This is a genomic window from Streptomyces sp. 7N604, assembly GCF_052245475.1.
In the GTDB taxonomy this organism is placed as follows: Bacteria; Actinomycetota; Actinomycetes; order Streptomycetales; family Streptomycetaceae; genus Streptomyces.
Genome location: NZ_JBQQBX010000004.1, coordinates 167,337 through 184,674 on the forward strand (window position 1 = coordinate 167,337; position 17,338 = coordinate 184,674).

General features: G+C 70.2%; 15 protein-coding genes and 4 tRNA genes. 9 read left to right on the plus strand and 10 right to left on the minus strand.

Annotated elements, in window-relative coordinates; translation table 11 throughout:
* The first annotated feature begins 221 nt into the window (after positions 1–221).
* Both ACTWP8_RS05975 and ACTWP8_RS05980 read left to right on the plus strand, forming a co-directional pair.
* Complete coding sequence (locus ACTWP8_RS05975) at positions 222–1,805, plus strand: acyl-CoA carboxylase subunit beta (protein WP_443321085.1); 1,584 nt, start codon at positions 222–224, stop codon at positions 1,803–1,805.
* A gap of 28 nt (positions 1,806–1,833) precedes the next feature.
* Positions 1,834–2,037, plus strand: coding sequence for an acyl-CoA carboxylase epsilon subunit (locus ACTWP8_RS05980; protein WP_443321086.1), 204 nt, complete (start codon positions 1,834–1,836; stop codon positions 2,035–2,037).
* Between the two features lie 96 nt (positions 2,038–2,133).
* Here the strand turns inward: ACTWP8_RS05980 and ACTWP8_RS05985 are convergent, their stop codons facing one another.
* The 8 genes from ACTWP8_RS05985 to ACTWP8_RS06020 form a co-directional block, all read right to left on the minus strand.
* Positions 2,134–2,712 (minus strand): GTP-binding protein, encoded by a 579-nt coding sequence (locus ACTWP8_RS05985; protein ID WP_360846600.1) that lies wholly within the window; start codon positions 2,710–2,712, stop codon positions 2,134–2,136.
* Positions 2,693–3,271, minus strand: coding sequence for a DUF742 domain-containing protein (locus ACTWP8_RS05990; RefSeq protein ID WP_443321087.1), 579 nt, complete (start codon positions 3,269–3,271; stop codon positions 2,693–2,695). Before ACTWP8_RS05990 ends, ACTWP8_RS05985 begins: the two co-directional genes overlap by 20 nt.
* Before the next feature lie 96 nt (positions 3,272–3,367).
* Entirely contained in the window at positions 3,368–3,781 is a 414-nt protein-coding gene (locus ACTWP8_RS05995) for a roadblock/LC7 domain-containing protein (RefSeq protein ID WP_098749732.1), read from the minus strand.
* Between the two features lie 10 nt (positions 3,782–3,791).
* Complete coding sequence (locus tag ACTWP8_RS06000) at positions 3,792–6,926, minus strand: nitrate- and nitrite sensing domain-containing protein (protein ID WP_443321088.1); 3,135 nt, start codon at positions 6,924–6,926, stop codon at positions 3,792–3,794.
* A 331-nt stretch (positions 6,927–7,257) separates the two neighbouring features.
* A complete protein-coding gene (locus ACTWP8_RS06005; RefSeq protein ID WP_443321089.1) occupies positions 7,258–7,839 on the minus strand; it encodes a GTP-binding protein in 582 nt (193 codons plus the stop codon).
* Complete coding sequence (locus ACTWP8_RS06010) at positions 7,820–8,227, minus strand: DUF742 domain-containing protein (protein WP_443321090.1); 408 nt, start codon at positions 8,225–8,227, stop codon at positions 7,820–7,822. The genes ACTWP8_RS06005 and ACTWP8_RS06010 overlap by 20 nt, the downstream gene beginning before the upstream one ends.
* Before the next feature lie 157 nt (positions 8,228–8,384).
* A complete protein-coding gene (locus ACTWP8_RS06015; RefSeq protein WP_443317977.1) occupies positions 8,385–8,798 on the minus strand; it encodes a roadblock/LC7 domain-containing protein in 414 nt (137 codons plus the stop codon).
* A gap of 9 nt (positions 8,799–8,807) precedes the next feature.
* Positions 8,808–12,419: a nitrate- and nitrite sensing domain-containing protein gene (locus ACTWP8_RS06020; protein WP_443321091.1), complete on the minus strand. Its 3,612-nt coding sequence runs from the start codon at positions 12,417–12,419 to the stop codon at positions 8,808–8,810.
* Between the two features lie 464 nt (positions 12,420–12,883).
* On the opposite strand from ACTWP8_RS06020, the gene ACTWP8_RS06025 reads away from it, so the two are divergent.
* The 3 genes from ACTWP8_RS06025 to gltX all read left to right on the plus strand — a co-directional run bounded on the left by ACTWP8_RS06025 (position 12,884) and on the right by gltX (position 15,479).
* A complete protein-coding gene (locus ACTWP8_RS06025) occupies positions 12,884–13,063 on the plus strand; it encodes a hypothetical protein (RefSeq protein WP_443321092.1) in 180 nt (59 codons plus the stop codon).
* A gap of 144 nt (positions 13,064–13,207) precedes the next feature.
* Complete coding sequence (locus ACTWP8_RS06030) at positions 13,208–13,990, plus strand: fumarylacetoacetate hydrolase family protein (RefSeq protein ID WP_443321093.1); 783 nt, start codon at positions 13,208–13,210, stop codon at positions 13,988–13,990.
* Positions 13,983–15,479, plus strand: coding sequence for a glutamate--tRNA ligase (gltX, locus tag ACTWP8_RS06035; protein ID WP_443321094.1), 1,497 nt, complete (start codon positions 13,983–13,985; stop codon positions 15,477–15,479). The genes ACTWP8_RS06030 and gltX overlap by 8 nt, the downstream gene beginning before the upstream one ends.
* Here gltX and ACTWP8_RS06040 read toward each other — a convergent pair.
* Positions 15,469–15,912, minus strand: a complete 444-nt coding sequence (locus ACTWP8_RS06040) for a lasso peptide biosynthesis PqqD family chaperone (protein WP_443321095.1) — start codon at positions 15,910–15,912, stop codon at positions 15,469–15,471. The two genes, gltX and ACTWP8_RS06040, sit on opposite strands and share 11 nt — an antisense overlap.
* Positions 15,913–16,199: 287 nt before the next feature.
* Between ACTWP8_RS06040 and ACTWP8_RS06045 the strand changes: the two genes are divergently transcribed.
* The 4 genes from ACTWP8_RS06045 (at position 16,200) to ACTWP8_RS06060 (ending at position 16,709) form a co-directional block, all read left to right on the plus strand.
* Positions 16,200–16,271, plus strand: a tRNA-Gln gene (locus ACTWP8_RS06045).
* Between the two features lie 41 nt (positions 16,272–16,312).
* A tRNA-Glu gene (locus ACTWP8_RS06050) sits at positions 16,313–16,385 on the plus strand.
* 66 nt (positions 16,386–16,451) lie between these two features.
* Positions 16,452–16,524: transfer RNA gene (locus ACTWP8_RS06055), tRNA-Glu, on the plus strand.
* Between the two features lie 53 nt (positions 16,525–16,577).
* A tRNA-Arg gene (locus ACTWP8_RS06060) sits at positions 16,578–16,709 on the plus strand.
* On the opposite strand, the gene ACTWP8_RS06065 is transcribed toward ACTWP8_RS06060, so the two are convergent.
* Complete coding sequence (locus ACTWP8_RS06065) at positions 16,669–17,310, minus strand: MerR family transcriptional regulator (RefSeq protein ID WP_443321096.1); 642 nt, start codon at positions 17,308–17,310, stop codon at positions 16,669–16,671. The genes ACTWP8_RS06060 and ACTWP8_RS06065 overlap by 41 nt on opposite strands.
* Positions 17,311–17,338 lie beyond the last annotated feature (28 nt).

Here is a 17,338-nt window from a genome sequence, read left to right on the forward strand (position 1 = left end):
CCGGGGTCCGTGTTCCACACGCATGGCTGTACGGTCTCCATCACATGAACGCGGGGGACATGGCGGACCACATTTGTGGAGGGTCAACAGCGCCGAGCCGCTCCAGTAGTGGCGACTGGGGGTAAAGGTGGTGGTTCTGTCCAAGGGTTCCAGGAAAACCGCTGGGAGACTGTGAGAAGTCGACGGACCGTTTTCGGGGTCCCTTTTCGTAGGGTCAGTACATGACCCTTCTCGACGAGTCGCCCACCGAGGCGAGCGATGCCCGTGGGCGAGTGGCCGAGCTTCACGCGATCCGTGAGCAGGCCCGCCGCGGTCCCAGTGACCGTGCCACCGAGGCTCAGAAGGCCAAGGGCAAGCTGACCGTCCGCGAGCGTATCGACCTCCTCCTCGACGAGGGGTCGTTTCATGAGGTGGAGCCGCTGCGCCGGCACCGCGCGACCGGATTCGGCCTCGAGGCCAAGAAGCCGTACACCGACGGTGTGGTCACCGGCTGGGGCACGGTCGAGGGCCGCACGGTCTTCGTCTACGCACACGACTTCCGGATCTTCGGCGGCGCGCTGGGCGAGGCCCACGCCACGAAGATCCACAAGATCATGGACATGGCCATCTCGGCCGGAGCCCCGCTGGTCTCCCTCAACGACGGCGCCGGGGCCCGTATCCAGGAAGGCGTCTCCGCGCTGGCCGGCTACGGCGGCATCTTCCAGCGCAACACCCGCGCCTCCGGCGTCATCCCGCAGATTAGCGTGATGCTCGGCCCGTGCGCGGGCGGCGCCGCCTACTCCCCGGCCCTGACCGACTTCGTCTTCATGGTCCGCGAGACCTCGCAGATGTTCATCACCGGACCGGACGTGGTCAAGGCCGTCACCGGTGAGGAGATCAGCCAGAACGGGCTGGGCGGCGCCGATGTGCACGCCGAGACCTCCGGGGTGTGCCACTTCGCGTACGACGACGAGGAGACGTGCCTGGCCGAGGTGCGCTACCTGCTGGCGATGCTCCCGTCCAACAACCGGGAGAACCCCCCGGCCGTGTCCTCCGAGGATCCCGCCGACCGCCGTTCCGACGTGCTGCTGGACCTGGTCCCGGCCGACGGCAACCGCCCCTACGACATGCACAAGGTCATCGAGGAGCTCGTCGACGACGGCGACTACCTCGAGGTCCACGAGCGCTGGGCCCGCAACATCATCTGCGCCCTCGCCCGGCTCGACGGCCAGGTGGTGGGCATCATCGCCAACCAGCCGCAGACCCTCGCCGGCGTCCTGGACATCGAGGCGAGTGAGAAGGCCGCACGCTTTGTCCAGATGTGCGACGCCTTCAACATCCCCATCGTCACCCTGCTCGACGTCCCCGGCTTCCTGCCCGGCGTCGACCAGGAACACGGCGGCATCATCCGGCACGGCGCCAAGCTCCTCTACGCCTACTGCAACGCCACCGTCCCCCGCATCTCGCTGATCCTGCGCAAGGCCTACGGCGGCGCCTACATCGTCATGGACTCCCAGTCCATCGGCGCCGATCTGACCTACGCCTGGCCCACCAACGAGATCGCCGTGATGGGCGCAGAAGGCGCGGCCAACGTCATCTTCCGCAAGCAGATCGCCGAGGCCGACGACCCCGAAGCGATGCGGCAGAAAATGGTCAAGGAGTACAAGGCCGAGCTGATGCACCCCTACTACGCGGCCGAGCGCGGCCTGGTCGACGACGTCATCGACCCCACCGAGACCCGCGCCGTCCTCATCCACTCCCTGGCCATGCTGCGCACCAAGCACGCCGACCTGCCTGCCCGCAAGCACGGCAACCCCCCGCAGTAACGCGCCGACGAAAGGCACGAGACCCACCATGAGTTCCGAGAACTTCCTGCGCGTCGAGAAGGGTCACGCCGAGCCCGAGGAGCTGGCCGCCCTCACCGCGGTCCTGCTCGCCCGCGCCGCCGGCAGCGGCCACCACCACCGCGCCCCGGCCCGCCCGCACCGCTCGGCTGCCCGCTGGCGCCGGCTGGAGCGCCAGTCCGGCTTCCGCGCGCCGCACAGCTGGCAGCGCTGAGCCACCACCGGAGCGCCACGCTCGGCGCTCCACGTTCGACGCGAAGGGCCCCGCAACTCCGAGGAGTTGCGGGGCCCTTCGCAGGTTCGCGGGGGGTTACCGCAGCCGCGCCATCAGCGCGTGCTCGACGAGCGTGATGAGGGCGCTCTTGGCCTCGCTGCGGTGCCGGGCGTCGGTGGTGATGATCGGGGCGTCCGGGCCGATCTGCAGCGCCTCGCGGACTTCTTCCGGCGTGTACGGCTGGTGCCCGTCGAAGCCGTTGAGGGCGATGACGAAGGGCAGACCGCTGTTCTCGAAGTAGTCGACCGCGGGGAAGCAGTCGGCGAGACGGCGGGTGTCGACCAGCACGACCGCGCCGATGGCGCCGCGGACCAGGTCGTCCCACATGAACCAGAAGCGGTCCTGTCCCGGCGTACCGAAGAGGTACAGGATCAGGTCCTGGTCCAGGGTGATACGGCCGAAGTCCATCGCCACGGTCGTCGTGGTCTTGTCCGGCGCGTGTGTGAGGTCGTCGATGCCCGCGGAGGCGGATGTCATCACGGCTTCGGTGCGCAGCGGGTTGATCTCCGAGACCGCGCCGACGAACGTGGTCTTGCCCACGCCGAAGCCGCCCGCCACCACGATCTTCGCGGAGGTGGTGGAGCGGGCTGCACCGCTAGAGCTTCCGAAGTCCACTGAGCACCCTTTCGAGCAGTGTCACGTCTGGCTGACCACCGGCGGCCGCGTCGCCGCCGGGCTGATGGATGGCTACGAGCCCGGCCTCGGCCAAGTCGGCGACGAGGATTCGGGCGACGCCGAGGGGAATGGTGAGCAGGGCGGAGATCTCGGCGACGGACTTGATCTCCCGGCAGAGGTGGCAGATGCGCTGGTGCTCCGGCAGCTGCCCCTGCAGTTGGTTGGGCGCCGCCGTCGTGTGCACCAGCGCCTCAATCGCGAGCTGGTAGCGCGGCCGGGTCCGGCCGCCCGTCATCGCGTACGGCCGGACCAGAGGGTTCGAGCTGCCGCCCGCCTGGGACGGCTGCGCGGCGGGGCGCTGCGGCTGCACCGGCTGGATGCGCGGTACCGGCGGGTCGTGCGGCTCGTAGTGCTCGGGCTGCTGGCGCTGGTGGCGACGCGGCGGCGGCGTCGGACGGCTCGGCGTGGAGGGGAAGTTGAAGCGGTTCGGCTGCTCACCACCCTGCGGATGAGGCTGCTGACCACCGCCATACGGGTAGCCGCTCGGGGGTGTTGCCACGTTTCTCCTCCTCCAACTGCCTGTCTGCCGGTCCCTGCTGAGGGTCCGCGCCACCGCACCTTATGGCGCGGTGGCGCGAAACGCACTGCCTATCTGCTAGTTGAGAAGGCTTCCTTGCAGTTCGGCGCGCAGATCCGGGGTCAGGACGCTGCCCGCGCGGTCGACAAGGAGCGCCATCTCGTAACCCACGAGACCGATGTCGCACTCGGGGTGGGCGAGAACGGCCAGCGAGGAACCGTCGGAGACGGACATGATGAAGAGGAAGCCGCGCTCCATCTCCACGACGGTCTGGTTGACCGAGCCGCCTTCGAAGATGCGGGAGGCGCCGGCCGTCAGCGAGGTCAGGCCGGAGGCCACGGCCGCAAGCTGGTCGGCGCGGTCGCGCGGGAACCCTTCGGACATCGCGAGAAGGAGTCCGTCGGCGGAGACCACCACGGTGTGGGACACACCCGGGGTGTTGTCCACGAAGTTGGTGATCAACCAGTTCAGGTTCTGCGCCGCCTGGCTCATCGGGCTCACACTAACGCTCCTGATCGTAGGTGCTGCCGCCGGGGCCGAAGCCCTGGCCGTTGGTGTTCGTCCCTGCGTTGCGTCCCTGCTGGACCCCTCGCCGCAGGTTGCTCAACCTGCCGCGGACGTCCTCGGGAGCGCGGGAGACCTGGGGGCCGCCCTGCGGGGTCTGCTCTGCGGTGCCCTCGACCAGGTTGGCCTTGGGCACTCGCCGGGGGAGTCCGGACGGAGTGACTCCGCCGGCCTTGGGGTCGCGGAGCTGCTCGGCACGCTTCCAGCGCTCGTCGTTCGCCGAGCGCCAGTCGACGCGGCCCTCCTGCCGCTGGTCCTGCGGGGCCTGCGGGGTCTGCTGGACCTGCGGGACCTGCCCGGTCCGCTCCGCCTCCTCGGGCTGCTGCCACGCCTTGTCACGGCGCGGCAGGCCGGCGCCGGTCAGGGAGTGGGTGCCGCTCGAGGTCGGACCCGGACGGTCGAAGGCTACCCGCTCAGGGGCTTCCGCGGGACCCGCCGGAGATTCCGATTCTGCTCCGTATTCCGGCTCGTAGCGGCTCTCGTACGAGGCGGGCGCATCCCAGTCGCTCTGCTGCGGCACGCCGTCGTACTGGGCGTACGCGCCGTGCCCGTTGGTCGAGGGCTCGCCGTAGGCCGTCTCCTGATAGCCGCTCTGCGGGTACCCGCCGTCCTCGTACCCGGATTCCGGATAGGCGGCTCGCGGGAACTCGGCGGTGTCGTAGCCGCCCTGAGCGTCCTGGTAGCCGCCCTGCTCGGTCTGGTCCTGGTACGTCTCTTCCTGGTACGTCTCGTCCTGGTAGTTCTGGCGCTCGGCGGCCGCGGTCTGCGCCTCGAGCTGCGCCCGCCGCTCCTCGCGCATCAGCGAGCGGCCCACCGGGTCGAGGTCCCGGGCGTCGTCCGGCACCTCGTAGCGGCTGTCGTCGAAGCCCAGCTCGGCCGCGGTGCGCATGGGCGCCTGCGGCGGGTAGGCGTTGTACGACGGCTGCCCCTGCTCCGGCATGATCCGGGAGACCGTGAAGTCGTCCTCGGGGATCTCCTCGCCGCCACCGCCGTGGGTGATCGCCTCCGGGAGCATGACCAGCGACGTCGTACCGGCCTGCTCGCCCGAGGGGCGCAGCTGGACGCGGATGCCGTGCCGGTCGGCCAGCCGGCCGACCACGAAGAGGCCCATGCGGCGCGAGACCGCGGCGTCCACGGTCGGCGGGTTGGCCAGCTTGTGGTTGATGTCCGCGAAATCCTCGGCGGTGAGGCCGATGCCCTTGTCGTGGATCTCGATCATGACGCGGCTGTCGGGCAGCCGGGTCGCGGTGACCCGCACCTTCGTCTGCGGAGAGGAGAATGTGGTGGCGTTCTCCAGCAGCTCGGCGAGCAGGTGCACGAGGTCGGTCACGGCGGTGCCGTGGATCTCGGTCTCCGGGACGCCGGTGAGCTCGATCCGCTCGTACGCCTCCACCTCGGAGGTCGCGGCGCGCAGCACGTCGATGAGCGGGATGGGCTGGTTCCAGCGGCGTCCGGGCTCCTCGCCCGCGAGGATCAGGAGGTTCTCGCCGTTGCGGCGCATACGGGTCGCCAGGTGGTCCAGCTTGAACAGGCTCTCCAGCTGGTCCGGGTCGGCCTCGTTGTTCTCCAGCTCGGTGATCAGCGTCAGCTGGCCCTCGATGAGGCCCTGGTTACGGGTCGAGAGGTTGGTGAAGATCGCGTTGACGTTGCCCCGCAGCAGCGCCTGCTCGGCGGCGAGCCGCACTGCCTCGCGGTGCACCTGGTCGAAGGCGCGGGCGACTTCGCCGATCTCGTCCTGGCTGGTGATCGGGATCGCCTGGACGCGGGTGTCCACGCGGCCCGGGTCCGTACGGGACAGCTGGTCGACCAGCATCGGCAGCCGCTGCTCGGCCACGTCGAAGGCGGCGTTGCGCAGCTGCCGCATGCTGCGGCTCATCGAGCGGGCCATCAGCCCGGCGATGACGAAGGCGACGAGCAGGGCGATGATCACGATGGCGCCGTTGACGATGGCGTCCCGCCGGGCGTCGTCGGAGATCTGCGCGGCCTCGTTCACGGCCTTGTCGATGAGGTCCTGCTCGACCGCGCGGTAGGCGTCGAACTTGCCGGTCGCCGTGGCGAACCAGCTCTCCGTGGTGATGCCCTGCGTCTTGAGGTCCTTGGCGCCGGCGCCCCGGCCGATGGCCTTGACCATGTCCGCCATCTCCGGCGGCTTCACGAACGGCACGCCCGCGGCCTCGGCCTTCTGCCGGGCCTGTGCGACCTGCTTCTTGCCCTCCGCCTGCGCGGCCGCCATGGCCTTCTTGAGGGCGGTCTGGTCCGCTTCCGTGCCACCGGATATGTACTCGGCGAGGGCGATGTTCTCCAGGTACGCGTACGAGGTGAAGGCGGTGATCTGGGCGCTGCGGTCCCTGGCGCCGGGGCCGGGCTTGACCAGCAGGTGGGTGCCGATGGAGCGCTGAAGCGATTCGGCGCCCTTGGCCAGGGAGATCGCGTAGACCGTGCGGCCGTAGCTGGTGATGTTGCCGGTGCCGAGGCCGAGCTCGTTGGCGAACTCCAGCAGCGGGTGCTGGACGAGGGTGTAGCCCTCTTCGGTCTTCACGGCGTTCAGCACGGGGCTGTAGGCGCCCTTACGGAGCCGGGGGAGCTGGTCCTCGACGTCCCGGAAGGCCTTGAGCCGCCGCTGGAGGCCCGGCCGGTCCGGCATGTCCTCGACGGCTGCCTCGAACTCCTGCCGCGCGCTGTCGCTCGCGGCGTGCGCGTCGGCGACGATCTTGCTGTCCCGGTCTCCGCTGAGGAGCGGAACCGCGGTGCGGTCACGCTCGTCAATCAGAGCGTGGCCGTACGATTCTGCGGCCCGGACGAGGCGGGCGGTGCGCTCGGCGTCCTGCGCTTCGCGCCAGGTCTCGATGGAGCTGTTGACCTGGAAGCCGCCGAAGACGAGGGCGACGAGCACGGGTATGAGCAGGATGGCGTTCAGCCTGGTGGGCACTCGCCAGTTGCGAGGGGACAGCCGGCTGCCGCTCGCGGGGGCGATGTCGGGCACGTCGGCGGGCGACGCCGCTGTGCGCGACGGCGGGCTGAAGTTGCCTCGCGACGCTTGTTGCGACGCGGGGCCGGGCTTGCTGCGCCTCACTCGACCAACAACCTCTCGGCGTCGGCACCCAAGGGTGTGCCGTTGACTTTCTTCGGCCGTGACTACTCGGCAGTTCAAGGAATTGCAGCACGTCAGGGGCGTGCATTCCAAACACTGGGAGGTGGCCGTTCCCGAGGAGATAAGGGTGAGATAAAAGGGGCATCAAGGGCGAGTTCCGACAAAAAGCAGGCTGATCGTGAGCACAGCGAAGCCGCCCGGATGCATCGGGTGTTGACCGCTGAACAATTCTCTGTCGAAACGTTATGAACACAACGGCGGGCCGTGTCAAAAGACAGGGCCCGCCGGTCGATCAACTTCCGCTCCCAGCCGCCTACTTGAGACGCGCCATGAGGGCGTGCTCGACGAGCGTGATGAGGGCGCTCTTGGCCTCGCTGCGGTGCCGGGCGTCGGTGGTGATGATCGGGGCGTCCGGGCCGATCTGCAGCGCCTCGCGGACCTCGTGCGGGCCGTACGGCTGGTGGCCGTCGAAGCCGTTGAGGGCGATGACGAAGGGCAGACCGCTGTTCTCGAAGTAGTCGACCGCGGGGAAGCAGTCGGCCAGCCGCCGCGTGTCCACGAGCACGACCGCGCCTATGGCGCCGCGCACCAGGTCGTCCCACATGAACCAGAAACGGTCCTGTCCCGGCGTACCGAAGAGGTACAGGATCAGGTCCTGGTCCAGGGTGATACGGCCGAAGTCCATCGCCACCGTGGTGGTGGTCTTGTCCTGGACGTGGCTCAGATCGTCGATGCCCGCGGAGGCGGAGGTCATCACGGCTTCGGTGCGCAGCGGGTTGATCTCCGAGACCGCGCCGACGAACGTGGTCTTGCCCACGCCGAAGCCGCCCGCCACCACGATCTTCGCGGAGGTGGTGGAGCGGGCCGCCCCGACGCTAGAGCTTGCGAAGTCCACTGAGCACCCTTTCGAGCAGTGTCACATCCGGCGTACCGCCGGCCTCGTCTGCACCGCCCGGCTGGTGGATGGCCACCATCCCGGCCTCCGCCAGGTCGGCGACGAGGATCCGCGCGACGCCCAGCGGGATCGCCAGCAGCGCGGAGACCTCGGCGACGGATTTGACCTCGCGGCACAGGTGGCAGATGCGCTGGTGCTCAGGGAGCAGCCCGCCCAGCTGGGCCGGATCGGCGGTGGTGCTGACCAGGGCCTCGATGGCGAGCTGGTAGCGCGGCCGGGTCCGGCCCCCGGTCATGGCGTACGGCCGCACCAGCGGCTGGTCGCCATCGTCCCCGTACGACGCGTCCTGGTAGGCGCCGTACGGGCCGGGCGAATGGGGCGGGGTCATGAGTCCTCCGGGCGGGACAACGGTCGTCGTCTGGCGTGGCCGGTGGGGGAAGATGCGATCGGCCGGACGATAGCGGTCGGTTGACTGTACGTCGGACGGTCGTATCGGTCAGTCGGTTCGGTCAGATCGGTCACGTGGATCACGTGGGTCATGGCGTTCAGTTGAGAAGGCTTCCTTGCAGTTCGGCGCGCAGATCCGGGGTCAGGACGCTGCCCGCGCGGTCGACGAGGAGTGCCATCTCGTAACCCACGAGACCGATGTCGCAGTCCGGGTGGGCGAGAACGGCCAGGGAGGAGCCGTCCGAGATGGACATGATGAAGAGGAAGCCGCGCTCCATCTCCACGACGGTCTGGTTGACCGAGCCGCCTTCGAAGATGCGGGAGGCGCCGGCCGTCAGCGAGGTCAGGCCGGAGGCCACGGCCGCAAGCTGGTCGGCGCGGTCGCGCGGGAACCCTTCGGACATCGCGAGGAGCAGTCCGTCGGCGGAGACCACCACGGTGTGGGACACACCCGGGGTGTTGTCCACGAAGTTGGTGATCAACCAGTTCAGATTCTGCGCCGCCTGGCTCATCGGACTCAACTAGCGCTCCTGCTGGTAAGTGGGGCCGTAGCCCTGGTTGTTACTGCCGCGGCCGTCCGTGCCGGCCTGGCGGCCGCGCTGGATGCCCCGTCGGAGGTTGGTCAGCCGCCCGCGCACTTCGTCGGGCGCGCGCGACACCTGGGGACCTGTGGGGTGGGTCTGCTGAGCCGCGGTGCCCGCGACGAGGTTCGCGCGCGGCACCCGGCGCGGCAGTCCCGATGTGGTGACCCCGCCGGAGGCGGGCTGGCGGACCCGTTCGGCCTGGCGGCCGAGCTCGTCGTTGGGCGACGAACGCCAGGAGAAGTCCGCGCCGTTCTGGCCACGGGCTGGCTCGCGCCGCGGCGGGGCGGGCGGCTGCGGCGGGGCGGGCGGCTGCGGGGGAATGGGGGACGCGGGACGCCCTGCGGACTGCGGCGGTACGGACCGGGTGTCAGGGCCGGACCGGGTGGTGTCCGTGCCCTGCGGCTCGCCGTGCCGTTCGCTGTCCCGGCCACCGCCGCGGAACCAGTCCGACTCCAGGGTGTCGAAGAGCGGCGTACGGTCGTCGCCCGGGCCGGTCGCGGGCGGCAGCGAGTCCAGCTCGGACGGCGGCAGCGCGTACTGCCCCGTGGTCTGCGACTGCTCCTGCGGGGAGTTGTAGTCCGGTCGCTCGAACTGCGCGGTCGACTCGACATCCTCGTGGCCGCGCGGAGTGTCGGCGGCGTCGCGGGGAGCCGTGGTCGGCCAGTCGTCGGCACCGGCCTCGCGGCGAGCGCCCCAACCGGTGCCCTGCTGACGGCTGCCCGGGCCGCCGGAACCGCCCGGCAGCTCGGGAGCGGGCTCGCGCGGCGGCAACTGCGGCCGGCCGTCCCGGCCGGAGCCGGAGACCGGGCCACGGTGAGCGCCCTGACCGCTTCGACCGCTCTGACCGCCTTGGCCCGGACCACTCTGGCCGCCCGGACCGCCCTGGCCGCTTGCCGCACCGGCGCGCGGCGGCAGTGCCACGGGACGTCCCGGCGGGCCGTCGGCGCGGCCCGGTCCGGACGGGGGCGACCCCGTACGGCCGCCCGAACCGGGGGCGTTGCCCGCGCCCGTACCGAGGCGGCCTCGGTCGGGGCCCGGTCCCGCGCCGCGGCCGGAGGGCGGGCCGCCGAAGGAGTCGGGGGCGTCGGAGCCGAAGTTCGCGGCCGTGCCCGCGGGGTCGCCGGAACCCGTGGTGGAGCCCGTACGGCCCGCGGGGCCCGTGGGGGCGAACCCCGAGCCCTCGCGCGCGTCGGAGGAGTCGTCGGAGCCGCCGGGGCGGCCGGGGCGGCCGCCCGGGGCGAAGGCGCCGCCCGCACCGCCCGGTGCGCCGGAGTCGCCGCGGCTCGGGAGCGCGGCGCGCGCGCCGCCGCCCGACACCTGGCCGCGCGGAGTCATGCCCGCGAGGCGGCTGGTTCCGGGGGCGGGGACGTTGCCGGAGGCGCCCGTGGGCGCTCCCGGCTTGCCGGCGGCCTTGGCGCCGCCCTGGGCGACATCGACGGGCAGCATGACGAGCGCGGTCGTACCGCCGGAGTCCGACGGGCGCAGCTGGATACGGATGCCGTGCCGCAGGGACAGCCGGCCGACCACGAAGAGGCCCATGCGGCGGGAGACCGAGACGTCCACCGTCGGCGGGCTGGCGAGGCGCTCGTTGATCGCCGCGAGGTCCTCGGGCGAGAGGCCGATGCCGGTGTCGTGGATCTCGACCAGCACGCGCCCGTCGGGAAGCGCGTGTCCCGTCACCTTCACCTTGGTCTGCGGGGACGAGAACGACGTCGCGTTCTCCAGCAGCTCGGCGAGCAGGTGCACGAGGTCGTTGACGACCCGGCCCGCGACCTCGGTCGCCGGTACGGCGCTCAGCTCGATCCGCTCGTACTGCTCCACCTCGGAGGCCGCGGCGCGGAGCACGTCGACCAGCGGCACCGGGCGGGTCCACCGGCGGCCCGGCTCCTCGCCCGCGAGGACGAGGAGGTTCTCGCCGTTCCGGCGCATACGGGTCGCGAGGTGGTCCAGCTTGAACAGCGAGGACAGCTGGTCCGGGTCGGCCTCGCGGCTCTCCAGCTCGGAGATCAGCGACAGCTGGCGCTGGATGAGGCCCTGGCTGCGGCGCGAGAGGTTGGTGAACATCGCGTTGACGTTGCCCCGCAGCAGCGCCTGCTCGGCGGCGAGGCGGACCGCCTCGCGGTGCACGTCGTCGAACGCCGCGGCCACCTGGCCGATTTCGTCCCGGCTGTGCACACCGACCGACTCGACGGAGGTGTCCACGTCCTGCGGGTCGGCCTCGGAGAGCTGCTTGACCAGCTCGGGCAGCCGCTTCTGTGAGACCTCCTGCGCGGTGTCCTGCAGCCGGCGCAGCGAGCGCACCATGGAGCGGGCCACGACGAACGCGCCGACCAGCGAGACGCCCAGGACGAGGAGGATCAGGACACCGTTGATGATGGCGACCTGCTGGGCCTCGGAGCGCAGCTCGCGGGCCTTCTCCTCCATCTCGGAGAGCAGCGTCTGCTCGATCCGGGCCATCTCGTCGATCTTGGTGCTGTCCTGGTCGTACCAGTCCTTGTACGAGCGCTTCTCGCTGGAGATCTGGCCGTCGGTCTTCAGGACCCGGGCGGCGTAGGTGTCCGCCAGGATGATCTCGGAGTTGCCGCCGTCCTCCAGCGCCTGCAGCAGCTCCGAGGACTCGGACTTGCCGTCGTAGACCTGGATGAACTGGGCGAGGGAGGACTCCTCGCTCTGCTGCGCCGACTGGCCGAAGAGCCGGTCGTTGGCCGACAGCTTGGGCTTGGGCTGGTGGGCGAGGCCGGCGGAGATGACCGCGCGCTGGATGGACGCGAACTCCTTGGCCGAGGAGAAGGCGGCGAGGGCGCGGGTGGAGCGGATCATCTCGCTGTTGCTGGTGGCCTGGGCCATGTCCTGGGACAGCGAGAGCAGCGAGTTGATGAGCTCGTTGTAGCTGGAGACGGTCTGCGCGACGTAGTCGGCGTCGTCGTACGCGTTGGCGCGGATCGTCTTGATCTTCTCGAGCTGCTTCAGGATGTTGACCAGCGACGAGTTGACGCCGACCAGTTCCTCGGAGTTGGAGGCCTCGATGTCCTGGGTGGCCTCGCGGAACGACTGCTTCGCCCGGTCGGACTTGATCCGGGAGTAGACGACGTCGTCGTTCTTGGCGTCCTTCTGGGCCAGCGGGCCGGCCGAGTGGTCGCGTTCCTCCTGGAGCGCGGACGCCAGTTCGGTCGCCTGTTTGGTCATCTCGGTCAGCAGCTTCATGTTCTCGAGCTGCTGGAGGTTGTCCATCGAGCTGTCGATGCGCAGCGCGCCCAGCGTCGTCGCAGCGACGACGGGCAGGGTCAGCAGGGCGACCAGGCGGGTGCTGATGTGCCAGTTGCGCAGGGCCATGCGCGAGCCGGGGCCCGGTAGCGGCTTGGGCTGCGGGCGGGCGTCGGATTCACCGCCGCCCTTCTGCGCGCCCGTGTGTACGGGGCTCGTGGAGCCCGTGCTCTCCGGCGTGGCGCCGGTGCCCTGGACACGCTGGGGTGAGGAGCCACGGTCGGTCCCACCGCGCGGCTCCGGGTCCGCCGCAGCGCTGCCATCCCTCTTGAAACGTCCCTGCACTAGCGTCGCAACCTCTGGACCAGGCGCCCCTCCGCGCGAGCGGCGGGACGGTGTCGAGTCATTGTGGGGAACAGTGGCCCCGGCGGTCCGTGGAATTCCAGCACAGTGCCGGATCTCCAACAAGGGCGGCGGGTGAGAGCGTGACACAGATGACGCTGAGTGCGGGGGGAATGACGGGACGTGGATAGCGAAGCCCGCGATAACGGACTTTTTTCCACGAGTCGCTCACCACGGACGAGTGTCCCAGTAGCGGTGATCGGGAGCGGAACATTCACTTCAGTGCGCATTGCCCGATTCGAGTGGCTGTAAAAGGCGACCGTTATGCACGTTTTGCCGGTCTGCTGGTGAGCAAAATCACACGAAGATCAAGGCTTCTTCCGGCGAGCTGCTGGGAATGGCGCGTCTAGCCTGACGCTTTACACAGACAGGCAAAACGACAAGCGACCGACGCGAGGCACACACCGGTGAAGACGACGATGCTGTTCCGCAACATAGCCAACCCGCGACGCACCACTCTGGCGCACCTCGAGGATGCCGAAGAGCTGCAGGCCGTGGGCGCCGAGGCGCCGGAGCACAGCGTCGAGCTGCCGACGCAGACGGCCAACCCGCGGCGCACGGTCCTGATGGACGCCCCCGAGAGCTGACGCGGCCCCGGCGAGAGCCGAGGCGCACCCGGCCGGCGAGCGACCGGCCGGGCCGCGCTCGCCCGGAGGCGAGCGAGCGCCGAAAAAGGGGCGATAGCCTGGAGTGTCAGTCTCCAGCAGTGATCAGAGGGGCAGCGGCTACCCGTGCGCATCGCCAGGTTCTCCATCGACGGCAACGTCGCCTTCGGCGTGGTGGAGGGTGACCCCTCCTCCAAGGAGGGGCCCGTACTCGACATCATCAAGGGCCACCCCTTCGCCGAGTTCGAGCGCTCGGGACAGAAGATCCCGCTCAGCAAGGTCCGGCTGCTGCCGCCCGTGCTGCCCAACAAGGTCGTCGCGATCGGCCGCAACTACGCCGAGCACGCCGCCGAGCTGGGCAACGAGGTCCCTGACGTACCCGTCGCCTTCTTCAAGCCGTCCACCGCGGTGATCGGCCCGGGCGACCCCATCGCGTACCCCTCGTTCTCCAGCGAGCTGCACCACGAGGCCGAGCTGGCCGTGGTCATCGGCCGGATGTGCCGCGAGGTCCCGCGCGACCGGGTCCAGGACGTCATCCTCGGCTACACCTGCGCCAACGACGTCACCGCACGGGACGTCCAGAAGCGCGAGTCGCAGTGGGCCAGGGCCAAGGGCTTCGACACCTCCTGCCCGCTCGGCCCCTGGGTGGAGACCGAACTCGACCCCAGCGACCTCGGCATCATGTGCACGGTCAACGGCGAACAGCGCCAGCTGGGGCGTACGAGCGACATGGTGCGCTCGATCGCGGACCTGATCGTGCACATCACCGAGGCGATGACGCTGCTCCCCGGCGACGTCGTCCTCACGGGCACCCCGGCAGGGGTCGGCCCGATCAACGTCGGCGACGAGGTCGCCGTCACCATCGAAGGCATCGGCACTCTCACCAACAAGGTGATCAAGCGTGGCTAGCGCACCGGCAGCATCCCCCGCGTCTTCCGTACGAGTACGTTTCTGTCCCTCGCCGACCGGCAACCCCCACGTGGGCCTGGTCCGCACCGCCCTCTTCAACTGGGCGTTCGCCCGCCACCACGGCGGCACCCTGGTCTTCCGCATCGAGGACACCGACGCGGCCCGCGACTCCGAGGAGTCGTACGAGGCGCTGCTGGACGCGATGCGCTGGCTGGGCTTCGACTGGGACGAGGGCCCTGAGGTCGGCGGCCCGCACGCGCCGTACCGCCAGTCGCAGCGCATGGAGGTCTACGCCGACGTCGCCCGCCGGCTCCAGGAGCGCGGTTTCGCCTACCCGTGCTACTGCACCACCCAGGAGCTGGACGAGCGCCGCGAGGCCGCCCGCGCCGCAGGCAAGCCCTCCGGCTACGACGGCAAGTGCCGTGATCTGCGGCCCGAGCAGATCGAGGCGTACGAGCGCGAGGGCCGCACGCCGATCATCCGCTTCCGGATGCCCGACGAGCCGATCACCTTCACCGACCTGGTGCGCGGCGAGCTGACCTTCACCCCGGAGAACGTCTCCGACTACGGGATCGTCCGGGCCAACGGCGCCCCGCTCTACACGCTGGTCAACCCGGTCGACGACGCGCTGATGGAGATCACGCACGTGCTGCGCGGCGAGGACCTGCTGTCCTCCACCCCGCGTCAGATCGCGCTGTACGCGGCGCTCGCCGAGATCGGCGTGGGCAACGGCACCACCCCGCAGTTCGGGCACCTGCCGTACGTCATGGGCGACGGCAACAAGAAGCTCTCCAAGCGCGACCCGCAGTCCTCGCTCAACCTCTACCGCGAGCGCGGCTTCCTGCCCGAGGGCTTGCTCAACTACCTTTCGCTGCTGGGCTGGTCGCTCGCCGAGGACCGCGACATCTTCTCGATGGACGAGATGATCGCCGCCTTCGATATCAAGGACGTCAACGCCAACCCGGCGCGTTTCGACATCAAGAAGGCCGAGGCGATCAACGCGGTGCACCTGCGGGAGCTGGCGCCCGACGAGTTCGTCCGCCGCCTGGCGCCGTACCTCTTCGACGAGGAGCCGACCGCCGAGCAGCTGGAGCTGCTGGCCGAGGCGGCGCCGCTGACCCAGGAGCGCATGGTCGTCCTGAGCGAGGTCAGGGGCATGCTCGGCTTCCTGTTCGTGAAGCCTGAGGACTTCCGGGTGGACGAGGCCGACGCGGCGAAGGTGCTGAACCAGGACGCGGCGCCCGTCCTGGACGCGTCCGTCAAGGCCCTGGAGTCCCTGGGGGACTACACCGCGGAGCCGATCCAGGCCGTGCTGCGCGAGGCCCTGGTGGACGGTCTGGGCCTCAAGCCCAAGCACGCCTTCACGCCGCTGCGGGTCGCCGTCACCGGCCGCCGCGTCTCCCCGCCGCTCTTCGAGTCGATGGAGCTGCTGGGGCGCGAGGAGACACTGCGCCGGCTGCGCGCGGCGCTGGACGCGATCACCGCGTAAGGCCGCTTGCTGTCAAAGGGGTGGCAGCGGGAAGGCTGCCACCCCTTCGGCATGTTGCTCTGCTGCTCCTTCGGCAGGCGTTGCCGTGCCCACGTGGAACACCGCCGCCTCGACGTCCGGCGCGTCCCCGGCCGCCTCGGACCGTCCAGCTCGTCAGCTCGCCGGTCACCGTCAGTTCGGCGCTGCGCAGTTGCCGGATCGCGGCGCCGACATCGTCCGCGGCTCGCTGCGGGTCGATGCCGTAGGAGGCGGTGAGGTCGGCTGCGATGGTCTCGGAGGTGTCTCCGTCCAGCAGACGGCGCAGTACGCGGCTGCCGGTGATGTTGAGCTGCCAGTAGCGGCCGGTGCGCTGGTGCAGCAGCACCGTGCCGTCGTCGGTGTCCGTCAGGGATACGTCGGGGGGAGCCGCATACGGGTCAACGACCCGGTCCATGTCCCGGCAGCCGGGAGATGCCGGTGGCGAGCCGTTCCAGCCGGTCCGCGGTGACCGGGCATGGCCCGATCACGGCCAGACAGTGTGATCCGTGCCTCGCGGACCGTGTCGCCGCTGCCCGCCGACCCATGCAGCAGTGGTCGGCCTGGCGGCGCCCGTCGCGGGGCGATACCCGTTTTGGAGCGCCGTCCGCGATCAGGTAATGTTCTTCCTGCGCCGCCGGGCGGGCCGCGAGGCCGGGCCGGGGCGCAACCCGAACAAAACCCCCACAGGGGGTTGCGTTTTGGTGGGGTATGGTGTAATTGGCAGCACGACTGATTCTGGTTCAGTTAGTCTAGGTTCGAGTCCTGGTACCCCAGCAAGAGTTCCGGTCACGAAGCTCTTGATCACGAAGTGCCAAGCCCCCGTTGTGTAGCGGCCTAGCACGCTGCCCTCTCAAGGCAGTAGCGCCGGTTCGAATCCGGTCGGGGGTACAGATCCTTCCTTCCGCCACCATCCGGGTCGCTCCCGGAGGCGGCGATGAGTAAAGGATCGCCAGGGCCCCCGTTGTGTAGCGGCCTAGCACGCCGCCCTCTCAAGGCGGTAGCGCCGGTTCGAATCCGGTCGGGGGTACGCGGAGCGAAGCCTCCCGCAGTACGGCTGCGGGAGGCTTTCGTATGTCCCCAGCGTGCATGGGGCATCGGTGGCCCGGCTGATTCCGGCTCAGTTGGTCCGGCCTCGAAGTGAAAGCCTTCCTCGCGGGAGGCTTTTCGCGTGTCAGGGCGCGAACCGCCGTGCCGACTCCTCCGCGTGCGCCATCCGCCGCAGGCTCAGCAGCACCGGCTCGTACAGCACCGTCAGCGCCACCGCCGCCTCCACCTGCTCGGCGGGCCGCTCGTACTCCTCCACAAGATCCAGGTCGTGGACGGCGACTCCGGTCGCGGCGCGCGCGTAGTTCGCCAGGTGTGCGGGGTCGCAGGGGTAACCGAGGCGCTCCAGGGCGGCGACCGAGGCGACCAGCGTGCCGTGGGCCGGGGAGGGCTGCCCGCCGCTCTCGTCATGGCGCCAGCCGAGCTCCCGCAGCACCTCGGCCACGGTCGCGCGCGCCGTCTCCGTCGCGGGGTCCTCCGCGTCCGGCTCCGGCCCGTGCGGCAGAGCCCACGTCGCCGCGCCGAGCCGCATGTGCTGGTCCAGCGACTCGTCGTCGACCGCGGCGAGCACTTCGCGGGCCGTGGCCACGGGCATCCGGCCGACCTGGATCAGCGCCCGTACGAGACGGAGCCGGCGCAGGTGCTCCTCGCCGTACTCGGCCTGGGTGGCGGTGATCCGTTGGCCCGGCGGCAGCAGGCGCTCACGCAGGTAGTACTTGATCGTCGCCGTCGGGACCCCGCTCCGCTCGCTCAGTTCCGCCAGCCGCATCGCCCTTGCACCTTTCCTTGGGGAGTGG

Excerpts from the sequence above, each read along its gene's own strand:
- ACTWP8_RS05975 (WP_443321085.1), top strand. The coding sequence starts at position 222 with ATGACCCTTCTCGACGAGTCGCCCACCGAGGCGAGCGATGCCCGTGGG.
- ACTWP8_RS05980 (WP_443321086.1), top strand. The coding sequence starts at position 1,834 with ATGAGTTCCGAGAACTTCCTGCGCGTCGAGAAGGGTCACGCCGAGCCC.
- ACTWP8_RS05995 (WP_098749732.1), bottom strand. The coding sequence starts at position 3,781 with ATGAGCCAGGCGGCGCAGAACCTGAACTGGTTGATCACCAACTTCGTG.
- ACTWP8_RS06010 (WP_443321090.1), bottom strand. The coding sequence starts at position 8,227 with ATGACCCCGCCCCATTCGCCCGGCCCGTACGGCGCCTACCAGGACGCG.
- ACTWP8_RS06015 (WP_443317977.1), bottom strand. The coding sequence starts at position 8,798 with ATGAGCCAGGCGGCGCAGAATCTGAACTGGTTGATCACCAACTTCGTG.
- ACTWP8_RS06040 (WP_443321095.1), bottom strand. The coding sequence starts at position 15,912 with ATGGACCGGGTCGTTGACCCGTATGCGGCTCCCCCCGACGTATCCCTG.
- ACTWP8_RS06065 (WP_443321096.1), bottom strand. The coding sequence starts at position 17,310 with ATGCGGCTGGCGGAACTGAGCGAGCGGAGCGGGGTCCCGACGGCGACG.